The 16,035-nt window shown below is 66.6% G+C and carries 15 protein-coding genes and 1 pseudogene; 6 read left to right on the forward strand and 10 right to left on the reverse strand.

What is annotated here, in order from left to right; genetic code table 11:
• The 6 genes from AC04MI_RS17315 to AC04MI_RS17340 form a co-directional block, all read right to left on the reverse strand.
• Positions 1 to 768, reverse strand: a 768-nt coding sequence (locus AC04MI_RS17315) for a tripartite tricarboxylate transporter permease (protein ID WP_476498255.1), incomplete at its 3' end; no start/stop codon positions are given.
• 15 nt (positions 769 to 783) lie between these two features.
• Positions 784 to 1,272: a tripartite tricarboxylate transporter TctB family protein gene (locus AC04MI_RS17320; protein WP_056060942.1), complete on the reverse strand. Its 489-nt coding sequence runs from the start codon at positions 1,270 to 1,272 to the stop codon at positions 784 to 786.
• A gap of 196 nt (positions 1,273 to 1,468) precedes the next feature.
• Entirely contained in the window at positions 1,469 to 3,262 is a 1,794-nt protein-coding gene (gene tfpB, locus AC04MI_RS17325; protein WP_436078094.1) for a type IV pilus assembly ATPase TfpB, read from the reverse strand.
• A 13-nt stretch (positions 3,263 to 3,275) separates the two neighbouring features.
• The gene (locus tag AC04MI_RS17330) at positions 3,276 to 4,040 is read right to left on the reverse strand and encodes a class I SAM-dependent methyltransferase (protein WP_116749194.1); all 765 of its coding nucleotides are present in this window, start codon (positions 4,038 to 4,040) and stop codon (positions 3,276 to 3,278) included.
• Entirely contained in the window at positions 4,041 to 4,670 is a 630-nt protein-coding gene (locus AC04MI_RS17335) for a DNA-deoxyinosine glycosylase (protein ID WP_116749193.1), read from the reverse strand.
• Between the two features lie 143 nt (positions 4,671 to 4,813).
• Positions 4,814 to 5,644, reverse strand: coding sequence for a TatD family hydrolase (locus tag AC04MI_RS17340; RefSeq protein WP_436078095.1), 831 nt, complete (start codon positions 5,642 to 5,644; stop codon positions 4,814 to 4,816).
• Between the two features lie 147 nt (positions 5,645 to 5,791).
• Between AC04MI_RS17340 and AC04MI_RS17345 the strand changes: the two genes are divergently transcribed.
• The 4 genes from AC04MI_RS17345 to AC04MI_RS17360 all read left to right on the forward strand — a co-directional run bounded on the left by AC04MI_RS17345 (position 5,792) and on the right by AC04MI_RS17360 (position 9,972).
• Entirely contained in the window at positions 5,792 to 6,739 is a 948-nt protein-coding gene (locus AC04MI_RS17345) for a S1C family serine protease (RefSeq protein ID WP_121943540.1), read from the forward strand.
• 44 nt (positions 6,740 to 6,783) lie between these two features.
• The gene (locus AC04MI_RS17350) at positions 6,784 to 7,800 is read left to right on the forward strand and encodes an AAA family ATPase (protein WP_476498256.1); all 1,017 of its coding nucleotides are present in this window, start codon (positions 6,784 to 6,786) and stop codon (positions 7,798 to 7,800) included.
• An 11-nt stretch (positions 7,801 to 7,811) separates the two neighbouring features.
• Positions 7,812 to 8,858 (forward strand): DUF58 domain-containing protein, encoded by a 1,047-nt coding sequence (locus AC04MI_RS17355; RefSeq protein WP_436078096.1) that lies wholly within the window; start codon positions 7,812 to 7,814, stop codon positions 8,856 to 8,858.
• 67 nt (positions 8,859 to 8,925) lie between these two features.
• Positions 8,926 to 9,972: a VWA domain-containing protein gene (locus AC04MI_RS17360; RefSeq protein WP_476498257.1), complete on the forward strand. Its 1,047-nt coding sequence runs from the start codon at positions 8,926 to 8,928 to the stop codon at positions 9,970 to 9,972.
• Positions 9,973 to 10,767: 795 nt separating this feature from the next.
• Here the strand turns inward: AC04MI_RS17360 and lolD are convergent.
• Positions 10,768 to 11,469 carry a lipoprotein-releasing ABC transporter ATP-binding protein LolD gene (gene lolD, locus AC04MI_RS17365; protein ID WP_121943543.1) on the reverse strand — a complete coding sequence of 234 codons (702 nt, stop codon included), beginning with the start codon at positions 11,467 to 11,469 and terminating at the stop codon, positions 10,768 to 10,770.
• A complete protein-coding gene (locus AC04MI_RS17370; RefSeq protein WP_476498258.1) occupies positions 11,462 to 12,715 on the reverse strand; it encodes a lipoprotein-releasing ABC transporter permease subunit in 1,254 nt (417 codons plus the stop codon). The genes lolD and AC04MI_RS17370 overlap by 8 nt, the downstream gene beginning before the upstream one ends.
• Positions 12,716 to 12,795: 80 nt before the next feature.
• On the opposite strand from AC04MI_RS17370, the gene AC04MI_RS17375 reads away from it, so the two are divergent.
• Both AC04MI_RS17375 and recJ read left to right on the forward strand, forming a co-directional pair.
• Entirely contained in the window at positions 12,796 to 13,749 is a 954-nt protein-coding gene (locus AC04MI_RS17375) for a phosphoglycerate mutase (RefSeq protein ID WP_436078097.1), read from the forward strand.
• Positions 13,746 to 15,470, forward strand: coding sequence for a single-stranded-DNA-specific exonuclease RecJ (recJ, locus tag AC04MI_RS17380; protein WP_476498259.1), 1,725 nt, complete (start codon positions 13,746 to 13,748; stop codon positions 15,468 to 15,470). The genes AC04MI_RS17375 and recJ overlap by 4 nt, the downstream gene beginning before the upstream one ends.
• A gap of 11 nt (positions 15,471 to 15,481) precedes the next feature.
• Here recJ and AC04MI_RS17385 read toward each other — a convergent pair whose 3' ends face one another.
• Both AC04MI_RS17385 and AC04MI_RS17390 read right to left on the reverse strand, forming a co-directional pair.
• On the reverse strand, positions 15,482 to 15,706 hold the full coding sequence (locus AC04MI_RS17385; RefSeq protein WP_395455948.1) for a tautomerase family protein: 225 nt from the start codon (positions 15,704 to 15,706) through the stop codon (positions 15,482 to 15,484).
• A 128-nt stretch (positions 15,707 to 15,834) separates the two neighbouring features.
• Positions 15,835 to 16,035 (reverse strand): annotated as a pseudogene (locus AC04MI_RS17390) (methyl-accepting chemotaxis protein); the annotation flags it as partial.

Consider the following 16,035-nt stretch of genomic DNA (forward strand, 5'->3'; position numbering starts at 1 on the left):
ACGCAGCACAGCGGGGATCATGTTCTTGAAGTCTTCCTTGGTGGGGAACAGACCTTCCACCTTGGCAGTGAACACCTCACGCTCATCATCGGGGCGCGAGAGGTTGGCGATGATTTCACCGTAACCGAACACACCCATGGCGATGGTCACGAAACCGATGCCGTCGGTSAGCTCAGGGATRTCGAAGCTGAAGCGCGCCACRCCCGAGTTCACGTCGGTCCCCACAAGACCCATCAGCAGGCCCAGCACGATCATGGCCACCGCCTTGAGCARCGARCCCGAGGCCAACACCACGGCACCGATCAGGCCCARKGTCATCAGCGAGAAGTAYTCGGCMGGGCCGAACTTGAASGCSASTTCGGTCAGCGGMGGCGCRAASGCCGCSAGGATCAGCGTRCCSACGCAGCCCGCRAAGAACGARCCCAGGCCCGCMGCSGCCAGCGCCGGMCCCGCWCGSCCCTTGCGCGCCATCTGGTARCCGTCRATCACGGTCACCACCGACGARGAYTCGCCYGGCAGGTTCACCAGRATGGCGGTGGTSGARCCRCCGTACTGSGCRCCGTAGTARATRCCRGCCAGCATGATCAGCGCCGCCACCGGGGGCAGCGCATAGGTGGCGGGCAGCAACATGGCGATGGTCGCCACCGGGCCAATGCCTGGCAACACGCCAATGAGCGTGCCGAGCAAACAGCCCACAAAACAGTAAATCAGGTTCTGGAAGGTGAAAGCAACACCAAAACCCAACGACAAGTTGTTAATAAGATCCATGGTCGGTGCTCCTGCTTAACCTGCGATGAAACTCGGCCACACAGGAAACTGCAGCTTGAGCGCCCACACAAAAGCCACATAGCTGCCAATGGCCAGCACGGTGGCGAGAACAAATACGGCCTTGGCATTGAATTCATTGCCAGCCAGACTGGAGATGAAGGTCAGTGCATAGATGCCCACGATGAGCCCCATGGCCGGGATGCCCAGGCTGGGCAGGCCGCCCAGCAGAATGCCGAAGGCGAAGTTGGCGGCCAGGATGAAGAACAGCGGCTTCCAGGCCCATTTGCCGATCTTGTCGCCGTCGGCGGTTTCCACGGTCAGCGCCTTGAAGGTGATCACGCTGCCGATGAGGGCCAGCAAGATACCAAGCAACAACGGGAAGTAGCCAGGGCCCATGCGCGCGCCCGTGCCCACGTTGTAAGTGGTGGCACCCCACGCAAATGCGACCCCGACGCCCATGAACATGAGCCCGGACGCAAAGTCTTTATTACTCTTGATTTTCACGAATTGTCTCCTTGACGGAATTCTCGACTGCGCGATTGTGCTGGCAAGGAGGGGGCAGCGCGATGTGGATTCCACCTACATCCGGTAACGCCTGGCAAGCATGCACCACCGGGCGAGTCGCCCAGGAGACTGTCTCGAAAACCACTCTGGAAGACGGCTGGCCAACCGCAGAGGAATGACCGCCCCTCCCCTTCGCTCACTCCAGAGGCGGCGTGGCGGCAATCACCTCTTCCATCGTGGTCAGCCCCTCGGCCACGCGCAGCGCACCCGCCAGGCGCAGGGGACGCATGCCGTCTTGCACGGCCTGCCGACGCAGCACATCAATGGAAGGCGCCTGAGTGATCTTGTCTTTGAGCGCCTCGCTGACGGTGAGCAATTCATAAAGCCCCATGCGGCCCCTGAAACCGCCCATGCGGCAATCCACGCAGCCAACCGGCTTGTACGGGTGGTAGCTACCACTGATCTTCCAGGGCTTGACCACCTCGGTCAGGGCTTCACGGCTCGCGGCCTCATCCTTTTGTTTGCAGTGCTTGCACAGCGTGCGCACCAGCCGCTGGGCCAGCACCCCCAGCAAGGTGGCATTGATGAGGTACGACGGAACACCCAGCTCCATCATGCGGGTGATGGCGCTGGGGGCATCGTTGGTGTGCAGGGTAGAGAACACCAAGTGGCCTGTCAGCGCTGCCTGGATGGCCATCTCGGCGGTCTCCAGGTCGCGGATCTCACCCACCATGATGATGTCAGGGTCCTGCCGCATCAGGGCGCGCAGGCCTTCGGCAAAGTTGAAGTCGAGCTGCGGCTGCACCTGGGTCTGGTTGAAGCTGGGCTCGATCATTTCGATGGGGTCTTCCACCGTGCTCACGTTGACCTCTTCGGTGGCCACGCGCTTCAGGGTCGAGTACAGCGTGGTGGTCTTCCCCGAGCCCGTGGGGCCAGTCACCAGGATGATGCCGTGCGGGCGCTTGACCAGCGCCTCCCAGCGCTGCGCGTCATGCTGCGCAAAGCCCAGGGCATCAAGGTCCTTGACCGCGTTGTCCGGGTCAAAAATGCGCATGACCATCTTTTCGCCAAACGCAGTGGGCAAGGTGGACAGGCGCATTTCCACCTCTTCGCCCCGCTGGTTGCGGGTCTTGATGCGGCCGTCCTGGGGGCGGCGTTTTTCCACCACGTCGATGCGCCCCAGCAACTTGATGCGCGCCACCATCGCGTTGTGCACGCCCATGGGCATCTGGTAGACGGGGTGCAGCACACCGTCGATACGAAAACGGATCACGCCCTGGTCGCGGCGCGGCTCCAGGTGAATGTCGCTCGCGCGCTGGTCAAACGCGTACTGCCAGAGCCAGTCCACCACCTTGACCACGCCCTGGTCGTTGGCATCGAGCTGCTTGTTGCTCTTGCCCAGCTCCACCAACTGCTCAAAGCTGCTGCCACCCGAGTTGCCGCCAGCCTTCTGCGCGGCGCGCACCGACTTGGCCAGCGCAAAAAATTCAGCCGTGAAGCGGTGGATGTCTTGGGGGTTCGCCACCACCCGACGCACCGAGCGGCGCGACTGGCGCTCCACCTCGGCCACCCAGTCATCGATGAAAGGCTCGGCCGTGGCCACCACCACTTCTTTGCTGGTCACCTGCACGGGCAGCACCTTGTGGCGTTCCGCATAAGTGGCGCTCATGGTGTCTGCTACGCGCCCCACATCCACCTTGAGGGGGTCGATGCGCAGGTAGGCGAGGCCCGCACGTTGCGCCAGATACTCGGACAGCGCCTCGATGTCGAGCGGCTTGCTGTCGCTGGCGCGCTCCATGGCCACACTGGCAAGGCGTACTAGGGCATGCTGGGAGCTCTCAGCCTGCGAACAGCGGGCGATGGTGCGTTGCGCTTCCTCGCGCGAGATCACCTTGTCATCGCTGAGCCACTGCACCATGCGGCGCCAGTCCACCGGGCCAATGTGTGAAGCCGACTTCAGCCGGTCAGGGGTCACGACAGGAGCACTCATTGCAAGATTCCTCTCAGGGGTTCACAGGCTTGAACACCCGCAGCCATTTGGTGGTGGGCAGGTCCCACCGCGCCTGAATCGCCTCGGCCCGCTCGGCCAGTTCCGTGCGCTTGGGCCGCGTGGTGGTGCGCTGGGCCAGCACCACCGTGTTGCCTTCACGCGTGGGCTTGAACGCCCACAGCGCATCGCTGCCAAACGCCTGGGACATGCTCTGCAGGCTGCGGTCAAAGCTCGACGCGCGGCCGAACAGGTTCACGGTCATGCAGCCCGTCTCCGTGAGCAGTGCGCGGCAGTCGGCATAAAAATCGGGGCTATCGAGCACGGGGGCCGCAGCCTCGTGGTCATACAGGTCCACAGCCAGCGCATCCACCGTGCCCAGCCACATGGGGTTCTGGATCTCCTTGGACGCATCGGCCAGCACCACGCGCAGCTTGGGGCCGTCGGGCGGCAGCTTGAACCACTGGCGGCACACGGCCAGCACCTGCGGGTTCAGCTCGATGGCGGTGGTGCAGATGCGCAGCTTTTTGTGGCAGAACTTGGTGATGGCACCAGCCCCCAGGCCCAACTGCATGGCATGGCCCTTGGACACCTGCGCCAGGTCGGCAAACAGCAGCCAAGCCATCATGCGCTGCACGTATTCCAGCTCCAGGGCAAAGGGCTCATCGATGCGCATGGAGCCCTGGATCCAGGGTGTGCCCAGGTGCAGGTGGCGCACTTCGCCGTCGTCAGACACGCTGACTTCGGGCAGTTCTTGCAAGGTTTCTTTTTTACGGGCCATTCACAGCAATCCGTGCCGGGCCATCACATCGGCCCAGGCGGTCAATTTACGTTCAAAACTCCAGGAGGCGTTGGCCGGGCTGGTCGATGGCAGCCGCACGGCCTCGATGGCACGTGCGCCTGACGTGCCCACATCATGCGGCAAGAGCGTCGGCGGCCCGGCAGCTCCCAGCGCGGCAAGCGCCGCCGGCGCGTGCCTAAAGCTCTCCGCACCGTTGTGCGCCAGCGCGGCCAGCCGGGGGCACACACTGCGCAGCGCCGCAAAGTCGTTGAGCCGGGCGTTACGGATACTGGTGTCCAGGCTGCCCTCGCGCTCGCAGCTCTGGTACACGTCCCACAGGCCCAGGCCGCGATCCAGCAGCCAGGCGCAGCGGTCCGCATAGCTATCCGGCCCCGCCGGGGGCAAGGGATGCTGGGGCCACAAGGCCTGCAGGATCTTCCAGAAGTGGTTCTGGGGGTGCGCGTAGTACTGGCGGGCTTGCAATGACGCAGCCCCCGGAAAACTGCCCAGCACCAGCACCACGGTGCGCACACCTGCCACCGGCGGAAGGCCCAGACAGCGCGCGGACAGGCCGGAGGCGTCAGGCGTGGAGGCCAGCGACGGGTCGGCTGCAACAGGGGCTGGAAGCATGGGGCAATTTTGGCCCCAAAGGGCCGTCAGCCACGTCTGGCAGCACAAAAAAGATAGCTGTCGGCCCTTTGYCACAGGGCGTCAAGCTCCCAAATTTCTCCCCATTCATCTTTTTTGCCGATCCCTCATCCACCCTGCGATGGCTACCCGTCTGTCAGCAGCCTCTCCAGCCGGGGCAAAGCGGCCAAGGCATTGGCCCAGGTGCTGCCGGCCAGCACCTGCACAGGCTGGCCGCGCAGCTGGGCCACCACCGCCGCAATGCCAGGCAGCTCTGCCGGGCTGTTGCGGCCCTGGGCCTGTCCTGCGGCGCGCTCTGCGGCGGTGGTGTACAGCCAGTGGGGCGGAATGTCAGGCGCGTCGGTTTCCAGCACCAGGGCATCGCCGGGCAGCTCGGTGGCCAGACGGCGCAGCTGCAGGGCGCGGTCATAGGTCACCGCACCGCCAAATCCCAGCTTGAAGCCAAGGCCGATGAACGCCTGCGCCTGCTGCAGGCTGCCGTTGAAGGCATGCGCAATGCCGCCGCGCACCGGCAAATCCCGCAGGCCCTTGAGCAGCTTGTCGGCAGAGCGGCGCACATGCAGGATCACCGGCAGGTCAAACCGCCGGGCCAGCTGCAGCTGTGCGCGGTAAAACCGCTCCTGGCGCGCCGGATCGAGGCCCGGCACAAAGTAATCGAGGCCGATCTCGCCAATCGCCACCAGGCGCGGGTCGGCGTGGTGCTGCTCCAGGTATCCGGCCAGATGCTGCAGGTCCTCCTCCTCGGCGCGCCCTGTGTAGAGGGGATGAATGCCCAGCGCATAGCTGTCCCCATGCTGGTGCGCCAGCGCCCGCACGGTGTCCCAGTTGCTGCGCTCCACGGCCGGAATCACGCAATGGCAAACGCCTTGCGCCGCCGCCAGTGTGCGGACTGCACTGCGGTCGGCATCGAACTCGGGGGCGTCGAGGTGGCAGTGGGTATCGATCCAGGCGGTCATGCGCCGATGATGCCCGATGCAGCCTGCAAAGGCTGCGGTCGCAGGGGACGGTGGGCCCGTGTAGCCCTGCATGTGCATTTGCCCGCAAACCGTGCTACTGTCATTTGCGTGCGCCAGGCCCTGGCGTGTACGAGCAAAGGTGACAGGATGCCCCGGCCCGCCCTCTACAGCAGCTCCCGCCCCGCCCGCAGCCGCACGCCTGCGGCGGTGGATGCCACCGAAGCCGTGGCCTCCACAGCGCCGCCCGCAGATGATTCGCCAGCGACGAACGCCGCCACCGCAGCCGCCACGCCCCCGAATTCCCGGGCATTCAAACGCCAGCTGGTTGCCCTGTGGACCATCGTGGTGCTGTTGGCCGCCTTGCTGGTAGCCAGCGCCTGGCACAACACCCGCAGCCCCGCCCGCAAGATCACCCAGGACGACATCGACGCCGCGGTGCTGCGCACGCTGGAGACCACCACCCCGCCCTCTGCCGCCGCGCGCGCCGTGGAGAGCATCGGCCCCTCGGTGGTGCGCGTGGTGGGCTACGGGCGCAGCAAGAACGGAAAGGAAGAGGTCGAGCGCGGCATCGGCACGGGCGTGGTCATCGTGGACAAAGGCGTCATCCTGACCAACCTGCATGTGGTGGCGGGCTCAGACCGCATCGGCATCACCTTCCACGACGGACTGGAAACCACGGCCAGCATCACCGGCGTGCAACCCGAAAACGACCTGGCCGTGCTGCAGGCCCACAAGGTGCCCGACGACCTGGAGGCCGCCACCCTGCGGTCCACCCAGAACCTGCGCCCGGGCGACCATGTGGTGGCCGTCGGCTTTCCTTTTGGCATCGGCCCGTCGGCCTCGGCGGGCGTGGTGTCGGGCCTGCAGCGCGAGTTCACTTCGCCCGAGGGCAAGCGCCAGCTCAGCAATCTGATCCAGTTCGACGCGGCGGCCAACCCTGGCAACTCTGGCGGCCCGCTGGTGACGATGGACGGCGAGGTGGTGGGCATCGTCACCGCCATCCTCAACCCCACGCAGGCGCGCACGTTCATCGGCATCGGTTTTGCGGTGCCCATCGAAAACGCGGCGTCCGCCGTGGGCATGCCGCCGTTCTGACCGCACACCGCCCCACCACTTCACTCGTCATCGCAAGGAGCCCCATGTCATCCAGCACGTCGCCCAATGCATCGAACGCCGCCACCGCCACGCTGATGGAACAGGTGCTCTACGAGGTCAAACGCGTGGTGGTCGGGCAAGACCGCTTTCTGGAGCGCGTCATGGTSGCCATACTGGCCCAGGGCCACCTGCTGGTCGAGGGCGTGCCGGGCCTGGCCAAGACGCTGACGGTGAAAACACTCGCCAGCACCATTCAGGGCAGCTTCAAGCGCATCCAGTTCACGCCCGACCTGGTGCCCGCCGACCTGGTGGGCACGCGCATGTACAACCAGAAAACCGGCGAGTTCAGCACCACGCTSGGYCCGGTCTTYACCMACCTGCTKCTGGCCGACGAAATCAACCGCGCGCCSGCCAAGGTGCAGAGCGCGCTGCTSGARGTGATGCAGGAGCGCCAGGTSACCATTGCSGGCGARACSCACAAGGTGCCSSRSCCCTTCCTGGTGATGGCCACSCAGAACCCCATCGAGACCGARGGYACCTAYSCGCTGCCCGAGGCGCARGTSGACCGCTTCATGATGAAGGTGCTGCTGGGCTACCCCACCGAGGAAGAAGAATTCGTGATCGCCCAGCGCGCGCTCGATGTGCCCGTGCAGGTGCTACCCGTGGCCACCACGGCGCAGCTGGCGGCATTGCAGGCCGAATGCCGCACCGTTTACGTGGACCCGTCGATGCTGCAGTACGCCGTGAAGCTGGTGGCTGCCACGCGCGAGCCCGCGCGGCATGGCCTGAAGGACCTGGCCGGCTACATCAGCTGCGGCGCCAGCCCGCGCGCCACCATTGCCCTGGCCGAGGGCGCGCAGGCCTTGGCCATGCTGCGCGGGCGCAACTATGTGCTGCCCGAAGACATGACCGACCTGGCCGCCGACGTACTGCGCCACCGCGTGGCGCTGTCGTACGAGGCGCTGTCTGAAGGGCTGGATGCCGACGCGCTCATCCAGCGCATCATGGCCAAGATCCCGGCACCGGCGCGCCCCTTGCACCACGAACAAAAAGCCGCTTGAGTCCACCCGCCATGACCAGCAAGCCGCCCGCCACATCCGTCCCATCCGTCACGGTGCACACCCTGCCCACGCTGCCCGGGCAGGCCGACCGGCTGCTGCGCGAGCTGGAGTGGAAGGTGATCCGCCGCCTGGACGGCCTGCTGCAGGGCGACTACCGCACGCTGATGCGCGGCACCGGTCTGGACCTGACCGACCTGCGCGAATACCAGCCGCATGACGATGTGCGCCACATCGACTGGAACGTGACCGCGCGGCTGAATACGCCCCATGTGCGCGTGTTCACCGAAGACCGCGAAATGTCGGCCTGGTTTCTGCTGGACCTGAGTCCGTCGATCAGCTTTGGCCCCACCGGCCATGCCAAGCGCGACATCCTGACCGGCTTTGTCGCCGTGCTTTCGCGCCTGCTCACCCGCCACGGGAACCGTGTGGGCGCCGTGCTCTACGGCGGTGCCAGTCCGCAGGCCGAACGCGCAGTGGACGCGGTGCTGCCCCCGCGCAGCAGCCGCGCCCATGTGCTGCACCTGGTGCATAAACTGCTGCCGTCCAAAACCCCGGTGCCACCGCACAAGACGGGTGGCGGCGCCACCGAACTGCACCGGCTGCTGCAGACCGGCCTGGCCACGCTCAAGCGCAGGTCTACCGTATTTGTGGTGTCCGACTTCATCAGCGCACCCGGCTGGGAAAAGCCCCTGGCCCAGCTGGCCCAGAGGCATGACGTGGTGGCCGTGCGCCTGCTCGACCCGCTGGAGCTGGAGCTGCCCGACGTGGGCCTGGTCACGCTGCGCGATGCCGAAAGCGGCGAGCAACTGCAGGTGGACACGCACGACGCGGGCTTTCGCCGCCGCTTTGCCCAGCTGGCCGCCGACCGCGAGGCCGCGCTGCGTGAAGGCCTGACGCGCGCGGGCGCCGACACGCTGGAGCTGTGCACCGACGACGACCTGGTTGACGCCCTGCTGCGCTTCATGGACCTGCGCCAGCGCCGGGTGCGAGCGCACAGCCACCCCCTCGTCCCCGCATCGGCATCCGCAGGCCCTGCCGCAACGGCTGCCGCCGCCTGACCGATCAATGGATTGATTCATTAGTCACCCGCCGCACACGGTGTACTCGCCACCAAGGACACACACCATGGTTTTTCTCTGGCCCACCCTGCTCTGGCTGCTGCTGGCTGTGCCCCTCTTGGTACTGCTGTACTGGTGGCTGCTGCACCGGCGCAAAAAAACAGCGCTGACCTACTCCAGCCTGTCCCTGGTGCGCGAGGCCATGGGCCCCGGCCAGCACCTGCGCCGCCACATCCCGCCCGCGCTGTTTCTGCTGGCCCTGGTGGCGCTGCTGCTGGCCGCTGCGCGCCCGCTGGCCGTCATCACCCTGCCCTCGCAGGACCAGACCATCATGCTGGCCATGGACGTGTCGGGCAGCATGCGCGCCGCCGACGTGGAGCCCGACCGCATCACCGCCGCCCAGAACGCCGCCAAGGCCTTCATTGCCGACCTGCCGCGCCATGTGCGCGTGGGCATCGTGGCCTTTGCGGGCAGCGCCCAGCTGGCCCAGCTGCCCACCCAGAGCCGTGAAGACCTGGTGAAAGCCATCGACAGCTTCCAGCTGCAGCGCGGCACGGCCACGGGCAACGGCATCATGCTGTCGTTGGCCACCATCTTTCCCGATGCGGGCATCGACATCGCCGCTCTGGGCGGCCGCCAGGCCATGCGCCCGAAGCCCATCGAAGAGCTGGGCAAGCAGCAGGACCCCGCCAAGACGTTCACGCCCGTAGCCCCAGGCTCGTACAACTCGGCCGCCATCATCATGCTGACGGACGGCCAGCGCACCACGGGCGTGGACCCACTGGAAGCCGCCAAGTGGGYGGCCGACCGGGGGGTGCGGGTGTACACGGTGGGGGTGGGCACGGTGCAGGGCGAGACCATTGGCTTTGAGGGCTGGTCGATGCGGGTACGGCTGGACGAAGAAACCCTGAAGGCCGTGGCTGCGCGGACCAATGCCGAATACTTTCATGCGGCGACGGCGGCAGACTTGAAGAAGGTGTACGAGACGCTGAGCTCGCGGCTGACGGTGGAGAAGAAGGAGACGGAGATTTCTTCTTTGCTGGCGTTGCTGGGAGCGGTGCTGGCGTTGGTGGCGGCGGGGTTGTCGGTGTGGTGGTATGGGCGGGTGATGTGATTTTTTCTGGTGATTTTGGCTGGATGCGCTAGTGGGATATGCGCTGGCAGCTATGCTTTTTGAAGCACTCTCCCTCCGTGCAAAGGGYTGTKTGCCTGRTTAACGGCATGCCTTGATGAAGGGCGGAGGCCGGGAGTCGCCCGGCAGGCGAGGTACTTTTCTTTGCTTCGCCAAAGAAAAGTACCCAAAAGAAAGGCGACCCCACTGTCTGCGWCCCCTGCGCTGGCGCTACGGGGCAACCTGCGGTGCTCGGCACATCCAGAGGGGCACGGGGAACAGAACATCCACACGGGCCATCGCTGCGCTCGGCCCCGGATCGTGGGCGCAAGCGCCGCGCGCTGCGCAGCCTGGGCCGGGCAAAGCGATGGCCCGAATGGATGTCCGGCTGTTCGGTTGTTTGGATGTTCGGCTGTCCACCCCTGCTGGCTGCGCCTGCGGCGGGGCGGTTGCGGGGTGAGCATGGGCGTCGGAGCGCCCATGCCTCGTCAACTGACTCGCCGTGGATGTCTGAGCGGCGCGCGCAGCGCAAAGCGAGTTCCACGGCGCACCCCGTAGCCGCCCCGCCGCAGGTTTGCCCCTTCGCAACGCGAAGGGGTCGCAGACTGGGGGTCGCCTTTCTTTTGGGTACTTTTCTTTGGCGAAGCAAAGAAAAGTACCTCGCCTGCCGGGCGACTCCCGGCCTCCGCCCTTCATCAAGGCATGCCATTAACCAGGCACACAACCCTTTGCRCRGAGGGAGAGCGCTTCAAAAAGCATAGCTGCYAGCGCATATTCCACTAGCGCATCCAGCCAAAATCACCCCAAAACCCCAGACACCAGCCTCACCACCCGGTCACACCGCGCCGCCAGCGACTCATCGTGCGTCACCATTACAAACGCCGTGCCCTGATCCCGCGCCAACTGCAGCATCAAGTCAAACACCCCGTCAGCCGTACTCCGGTCCAGATTGCCCGTAGGCTCGTCCGCCAGCACACACGCAGGCCGGGTCACCAACGCCCGCGCAATCGCCACCCGCTGACGCTCACCGCCCGACAGCTCGGCCGGCCGGTGCATCAGCCGCTCCTTCAAACCGACCGACGCCAGCACCCGCTCCGCCTCGGCATGGCACTGCGCCAACGGCAGACGGCGAATGCGCAGCGGCATCGCCACGTTGTCCAGCGCACTGAACTCCGGCAGCAGGTGGTGGAACTGGTAGATAAACCCCAGGTGCTGGTTGCGCAGCTGCCCCTGGCGCTCCGCCGACAGCGACGACATCTCCTCGCCCTTCAGGCGCACCGTGCCCGCCGTGGGTGCATCCAGCCCGCCCAGCAGGTGCAGCAAGGTGCTTTTGCCCGAGCCCGAGGCACCCACGATCGCCAGCGTTTCGCCCGCATGGATCTGCAGGTCCACGCCCTTGAGCACGGTCACATCCAGGCGGCCTTCGGTAAAGCGTTTGGTCAGGCCCTTGGCTTCCAGCACCACCGGGTGGCTGTTATTACGGGGAGTGGGGTTACTCATAACGCAGCGCCTCGGCAGGKTTCACACGGCTGGCGCGCCAGCTGGGGTACAGGGTGGCCACAAAGGCCAGCACCAGCGAGATGACCGCAATGGGCACGATGTCGCTGCTCTGCGGCTCGCTGGGCATCTTGCTGATGAGGTAGATGTCCTTGGGCAAAAAGCTCGCGTTCAGCGCGCGCTCGATGGCCGGCACGATCACATCGATGTTGAACGCGATGCCCAGGCCCARCAGCAGSCCGRCCASCGTGCCGATCACGCCCACCATCGCGCCCTGCACCACRAARATGCCCATGATGCTTTTGGGGCTGGCGCCCAGCGTGCGCAGGATGGCGATGTCCGCGCGCTTGTCGGTCACCGTCATCACCAGCGTGGAGACCAGGTTGAACGCCGCCACGGCCACGATGAGCGTGAGGATGATGAACATCATGCGCTTTTCGAGCTGCACCGCGGCGAACCAGGTACGGTTCTGCTGCGTCCAGTCGCGGATCAGTAGCTGGCCGCTCAGGGACTGCGCCAGTTGCTGCGCCACCTCGCGGGCCTGGTGCAGGTCCTTGAGCTTGAGGCGTACCCCCGTGGGGCCTTCCAGGCGGAAGATGCGCTGCGCGTCCTCATGGTGCAGCAGCACCAGGGCCGAGTCGTATTCGTAGTGGCCCGAGTCAAACGTGCCCGCCACCGTCATCTGCTTGAGGCGCGGCACCACGCCTGCGGGCGTCACCTGGCCRGCGGGCGCTATCAGCGTCACCGGGTCGCCCACCCGCACGCCCAGGGCACGGGCCAGCTCGCCCCCCAGCACCACGCGGAACTCGCCGGGCACCAGAAGGTTCAGCGTCTTCTCGTTGGTGGCGGCCAGGTCGGTCACCGCGCCTTCCAGGGCCGGATCGATGCCACGCACCAGAGCACCTTTCATGTCTTCGCCACGCGCCAGCAGGGCCTGGGCCGCTACAAAAGGTGCAGCCCCGATCACATTCGGGTTCTTCTTGGCCTCGGCCAGGGTGAGCGCCGGGTCCGGCAGTGCGGCCCCCAGGGGCGCAAAGATCTCGATGTGCGAGACCACGCTGAGCATGCGGTCGCGCACGTCCTTCTGAAAGCCGTTCATCACCGACAGCACGATGATCAGCGCCGCCACCCCCAGCGCAATGCCCAGCATGGACACGCCCGAGATGAACGAGATGAAGCCATTGCGCCGCGTGGCGCGGCCCGCGCGCGTGTAGCGCCAGCCCAGGGCCAGTTCGTAGGGAATTTGCATGGATTAGGAAAGAAGGGTCCGTACGGTGCGGAATGCACGCTACGGGCCGGGCCGATTGTGGCATCCCGGACAATACGCCCATGTCGGACACCACCCATTTGCTCATTCCCTACGCCGCCAGCGCCTCACCGGGATGCCAGCAAGCCCAACAGGGCCTGGCCCTGCCCCACCTGGAACGGCTGCTGGCCCGGCTCAGCCCCCATCCCGCCCAGAGCGACAGCGGCGAAGAAACCAGCTTCTCCGCCCCCCATGAACGCGCCCTGGCCCGCGCGCTGGGCCTGCCTGCTCAGGACGGCCGCATCCCTTGGGCCGCCTGGCACCGCCACCAGCAAGGCCTGACGATCCATGGCGAGGCCTGGGCCTTCGTCACCCCCTGCCAGTGGCAGGTCAGCACCGACCACGTCACCCTGCGCGACCCCGAACAGCTGGGCCTGGACGAAACCGCGTCCCGCGCGCTGCTGGCCATCGTGGCGCCCTGGTTTGCCGAGGACGGCATCACCCTGCACTACGACCAGCCCACGCGCTGGCTGGCCAGCGGGCCGCTGTTTGCCGACCTGGCCACCGCGTCGCTGGAGCGTGTGTTGCTGCGCGACGTGCGCGCCTGGATGCCCGATGTGAAACAAGCCCGCACCCTGCACCGCCTGCACAGCGAGATGCAGATGCTGCTGTACACCCACGCCTTCAACGACGAGCGCTCTGCGCGCGGGCTGCCCGTCGTCAACTCGTTCTGGGTGCACGGCACGGGCGCACTGGCTGGCCCACCGCGTGCCACCGTGCCACCCCACATGCCCACCACCCTGCGGGACGCCGCCTTGCACGACGACTGGCGCACCTGGGCCAGCGCCTGGGCCGCGCTGGACGCAGGCCCCGTGGCCGACCTGCTGCGCCGGGCCGAAAGCGGCACGCCCGTGCAACTGACCCTGTGCGGCGAACGCAATGCGCTGGGCTTCCACACCGCTCCACGCAGCCTTGCACAGCGGATTCAAGGTCTTTTTCGCCCCATGCGCTGGTCGAATATGCTGGTGCAGCTATGAAAATAATAGCAAGAGACATTCCGCCCCGCGCCGCCTGGGCGCTGGAGCAGGCCGGCGTGCACCCGCTGCTGGCGCGCCTGTACGCCGCGCGCGGTGTGCGGGCCAAGGACGAGCTGGACGATGGCCTGGGCCGCCTGCTGCCGCCCAGTGGCGACCACGGCTTGAAGGGCATTGACGCTGCAGCCCGCCTGCTGGCCGATGCCATGGCGCAGAACCAACGGCTCATCATCGTGGCCGACTACGACTGCGACGGCGCCACCGCCTGCGCCGTGGGTGTGCGCGGCCTGCGGCTGCTGGGCGCCCAGAACGTGGACTACCTGGTGCCCGACCGCGTGACCGACGGCTACGGCCTCACCGCCTCGATCGCCCGCCGCGTGGCCGAGCGGGGTGCCGACATGCTCATCACCGTGGACAACGGCATCGCCAGCGTAGACGGCGTGGCCGAAGCCAAGGCGCTGGGCCTGCAGGTGCTGGTGACCGACCACCACCTGCCCGGCCCCGAGCTGCCTGCGGCGGACGCCATCGTCAACCCGAACCAGCCCGGCTGCCCGTTCGAAAGCAAGTCCATGGCCGGGGTGGGCGTGATGTTTTATGTGCTGCTGGCCTTGCGCGCCGAGCTGCGTGCGCGTGGCGTGTTCGACGCCGCCACCCAACCCAAGCTCGACCCCTTGCTCACCCTGGTGGCGCTGGGCACCGTGGCTGACGTGGTCAAGCTGGATGCCAACAACCGCCGCCTGGTCGCCCAGGGCTTGAAGCGCATCCGCGCGGGGCAGATGCCCGCAGGCATCGCCGCCCTGTTCCACGCCGCCGGCCGCAAGGCGCCCGTGGCCACCACCTTCGACTTYGGCTTTGCKYTMGGCCCRCGCATCAACGCKGCCGGCCGSCTSGCCGACATGACGCTGGGCATCGAATGCCTGCTGACSGACGAYGCRGGCCGCGCTGCCGAACTGGCCGCCACGCTGGACGGCATCAACCGCGAGCGCCGCGAGATCGAAGGAGGCATGCGCGAGCAGGCCATGCTGATGGCCGAGAGCCTGTTCGACGAGAGCGAAGAGCCGCCCCCCGCCATCAGCGTGTTCGACCCCGACTTCCACGAAGGCGTGGTCGGCATCGTGGCCAGCCGCATCAAGGACAAGCTGCACCGCCCCACGTTCGTGTTTGCGGCCAGCAGCGCGCCGGGCAAGGAGCATGAGCTCAAAGGCTCGGGCCGCTCCATCCCCGGCTTTCACCTGCGCGACGCGCTGGACCTGGTGGCCAAACGCCACCCGGGCGTGATCCTCAAGTTCGGCGGCCACGCCATGGCGGCGGGCTGCACCGTGGCGGAGGAATCGTTCGACGTGTTCGAGCAGGCCTTTGCCCAGGTGGCGCAGGAATGGCTGGACGCCGCCACCCTCACCCGCCGCATCGAGACCGACGGCCCGCTGGCCCCCGAATACTGCCGCGCCGACATCGTGGACACGCTGCACCGCGAGGTCTGGGGCCAGGGCTTTGCGCCCCCCACCTTCAGCGAAGAGGTGCAGATCGTGAGCCAGCGCCTGGTGGGCGAGGCCAAGAACCACCTGTCGCTCAAGCTCATCCACCAGGGCAACCCCGTGGATGCCATCTGGTTCGGCCACACCGAGCAGTTGCCTGCCCGGGTGCTGCTGGCCTTCCGCCTGGATGTGAACGAGTGGAAGGGCGAGCGCAAAGTGCAGTTTCTGGTCGAAGGCGCGCAGGTGTAGCGCGCCACCGCTCAAGCCTGCGTCGGCCCCTTGCTTCGCTGGCGGATCACGGTCAGCGGCTCACCGCCCTGCCCCCAGTTCTCGGGGTCCACCTCGTCGATGATGACGGTGACACTTTCCGGCCGCTTGTCCAGCACCTGCTGCATGAGCTGGGTCACGCCCGCAATCAGGGCGGCTTTCTGGGCTGCGGTAGTCGGCAGGTCGCGGCGCGCAAGGCGGATGTTGACCAGGGGCATCGGAGAATCCTTTCAAGGTGCACCAAAACAAAAGGCAGCTCACGCTGCCTTGCTGTCAAATCGGCCGGAATACCGACCACAAAAAATAGCCGTCAGCGCTTGATGGTCATGTGCTGGCCGCTATCGATTTAGAAGCTCTCCCAATCGTCATCGCCACCCTGCGCCGCTGCCTTGGCTGCGGGGGCGGGGGCGGGCGCCTTGGCCGCAGGCAGGCGCGCCGGGGCAGGCGCAGGTGCCTTCGGGGTGGCGGAAGACGCCACGCGGGGCGCGCTGGCCGTTGCCTTGGCCACGGCGGGCCGTGGCGCAGGCGCCGGTGCTGCAGCACGGGG

Source organism: Acidovorax sp. LjRoot204, assembly GCF_056175785.1.

Excerpts from the sequence above, each read along its gene's own strand:
- tfpB (WP_436078094.1), bottom strand. The coding sequence starts at position 3,262 with ATGAGTGCTCCTGTCGTGACCCCTGACCGGCTGAAGTCGGCTTCACAC.
- AC04MI_RS17330 (WP_116749194.1), bottom strand. The coding sequence starts at position 4,040 with ATGGCCCGTAAAAAAGAAACCTTGCAAGAACTGCCCGAAGTCAGCGTG.
- AC04MI_RS17335 (WP_116749193.1), bottom strand. The coding sequence starts at position 4,670 with ATGCTTCCAGCCCCTGTTGCAGCCGACCCGTCGCTGGCCTCCACGCCT.
- AC04MI_RS17340 (WP_436078095.1), bottom strand. The coding sequence starts at position 5,644 with ATGACCGCCTGGATCGATACCCACTGCCACCTCGACGCCCCCGAGTTC.
- AC04MI_RS17345 (WP_121943540.1), top strand. The coding sequence starts at position 5,792 with ATGCCCCGGCCCGCCCTCTACAGCAGCTCCCGCCCCGCCCGCAGCCGC.
- AC04MI_RS17355 (WP_436078096.1), top strand. The coding sequence starts at position 7,812 with ATGACCAGCAAGCCGCCCGCCACATCCGTCCCATCCGTCACGGTGCAC.
- lolD (WP_121943543.1), bottom strand. The coding sequence starts at position 11,469 with ATGAGTAACCCCACTCCCCGTAATAACAGCCACCCGGTGGTGCTGGAA.
- AC04MI_RS17375 (WP_436078097.1), top strand. The coding sequence starts at position 12,796 with ATGTCGGACACCACCCATTTGCTCATTCCCTACGCCGCCAGCGCCTCA.
- AC04MI_RS17385 (WP_395455948.1), bottom strand. The coding sequence starts at position 15,706 with ATGCCCCTGGTCAACATCCGCCTTGCGCGCCGCGACCTGCCGACTACC.